This is a genomic window from Methanofastidiosum sp., from assembly GCA_013178285.1.
Taxonomy (GTDB): domain Archaea; phylum Methanobacteriota_B; class Thermococci; order Methanofastidiosales; family Methanofastidiosaceae; genus Methanofastidiosum.
Window position 1 is genome coordinate 1 of record JABLXD010000091.1, and the last position, 2,381, is coordinate 2,381.

A 2,381-nucleotide genomic window follows, 5' to 3' on the forward strand; every position below is an offset into this window, starting at 1 on the left:
TAAAGTCAATCCTTGGACAGGCAGGACTTACAATTGAAGAATTAATTGATTTGCTTTAAGGCCGTTGGTTGACTGAGATTTTTGTGAACTGCAGATAATCAGAAAAACCAGAAAAAACATGCTTTTCCGAACTTTTAATCAGGGTGTCGGTGGTTCGAGTCCACCATGGCTCACCAGAAAAATCAGGCGCCGCAAGGTTTTGCGGCGTTTTTCTTTTTGTTGAGGCAGGAGAAAAGGATTGGTTGGTGCTCGATTGGTACCCCCAAAAATAGATCACAATCCTAGATGGTAGACCGAAACGGAACATAATCGTTTAAGGTTAGGCTTAAATTAAGTTGCCCTTTTTTCCTGGAAAACTTGGAAGGATAAAACCTGTTTTTTGGCGAATTTACATTTGGTACAAAGGCGACACCTACTGGTTTTATGGGGTATAGCTTTTATGCGGTTTCTGGTCCTGGCAGGGGAACTGGGTACACTAGAAACGGTAACGCTAAAAGTTTCATCAGTTTCGTTCTTCAGGTCGGAAAGCTTCCTAAAACTATTAAATTAATAAAATAGTGGGGGATATAAAAATAGTGGGGGATGTAAAAATGTTAAATAATATCCAACAAAAAACATTATTTGGAGTAAAATGTCCAGAACAGGAATACATGAAAATTATTAATAATGAATATAGTTTTCAAAATGGAATTAAAATTTTAGATAAAATTGATTGGGATTTTAAAGATTTTAAGACTCAATATCTTACCCATACCTTTCATTCTTACCCTGCAAGGTTCATACCTCAAATACCTTTAACATTCATCAAGTTATTTACAAAAGAAAATGAAACTGTTTTAGATCCAATGTGTGGTTGCGGAACTACATTAGTAGAGGCATTTCTAAATGGTAGAAGTTCTGTTGGGAATGACTTTAATCCACTTGCAGCTCTGATAACTAAAGTCAAAACCACACTAATTGATGAAAGCGAGTTCAGATATTTTAACAAAAAATTAACAGTTATGAAGCGATATTTAGATTTAGATTACAGGAGAGTTGATGAAAGAATCAATAATTTACCTCACAGGAAGGTAAGTAGAATATTCAATAGAGTTGTAATCTCAAAATTAGAGAGCATTCGTGAAACTTTATTAGAGATAAAAGAAGAGGGTTATAACGATTTGTTTGATTTCGGAAGAGTTGCTTTATCTTCCACAATTTGGTCATTGGTAGAAAATGGTGGTGGTATCGATGTGGATGATTTATTTTTAAAAAAAGTTAAGTCCATGCAGAAAGAGTTAAGTGAGATGGCCAAAATTGCTAAAACTGCTCCAGAGGTAAAAGTAATTTGCGGTGATGCGAGAAAATTAGATATCGAATCTGACTCAATAGATTTAATAGTAACCTCTCCTCCTTATGTGAATGCATTAGATTATTATAGAGTTCATATGTATAATATGCTTTGGCTTGGAATGGACTTTGATTTATTTAGAAAACACGAGATAGGGGCGCATTCACATTTTATAACTAACAGATTTAGATTACTTTCCGAATATTTAGGAGATATGCTTCGTTCAATGATAGAAATGAATAGGGTTTTAAAAAAAGATAAACTATGTGTAATTGTGGTGGGAAATTCTTCTTTGGAATATGAATTGATTGAGAGCCACAAATTTTTTGCAGAAATGGGCAAAAAGATAGGGTTTAATCCATTAAAAACTTTCTTTAGAAATATTGATAAAACAAGGAAATACACCAGTGCCGATATTGGAAAAATTGATAATGAATACATACTTGTTATGCAGAAGATAGATGAGGTAAATGTTTCAGCGGAGGATGATAATTTTATTTCAAAAATCGTAACCGAGCAGATGATAAAGTTTAGAGAGCAGATAAAAGCCAAGCAGGGAACATCCATTAGAGGTAAAAAACCAACTGAAGAAAGGTTATTTAAGAATATTGAGAAAATAAGCGAGGCGATAGAAACAATAACTGATGATATAAAAATAAAGAGGTAAGAATTATGAAAGAGTTTTCTAGCAAAATAATATACTCAATTCTGACAGGACAAGATTACAGAACCTATGTTCTTGCAACAATAAATAAAAGATTTATTGATAAAGCTCAGGAGTTAATTTCCGATGTTTTTGAATACAAAAGAAAAGGTGATAACTGGCTCGAAAAACTTTTAGACGATACATGTAAAAAAGCAGGAAAAGAAAACAAATTTAAACTTCTGTGGTTTGGTGGTTTGAATGATAAAACTGTAAAGAATATGACAGGGGGAACATCCGCAAAAGAAGTTTGCCTGGATTTAGGCAAGAAAAATATAGAGGCTTTAAAATTATTATTGAAAGAATACGAAGGCGGTGAGAATTTATATCAGATTAAGGTAATAATTG

2 protein-coding genes are annotated in these 2,381 nt (G+C 33.2%); both read left to right on the forward strand.

Annotation, left to right across the window (positions count from 1 at the left end; all coding sequences use genetic code 11):
- Positions 1 to 575: 575 nt before the first annotated feature.
- Positions 576 to 1,997, forward strand: coding sequence for a hypothetical protein (locus HPY60_11850; protein NPV51869.1), 1,422 nt, complete (start codon positions 576 to 578; stop codon positions 1,995 to 1,997).
- 5 nt (positions 1,998 to 2,002) lie between these two features.
- On the forward strand, positions 2,003 to 2,381 hold a 379-nt coding region (locus HPY60_11855), incomplete at its 3' end, for a CfrBI family restriction endonuclease (protein NPV51870.1).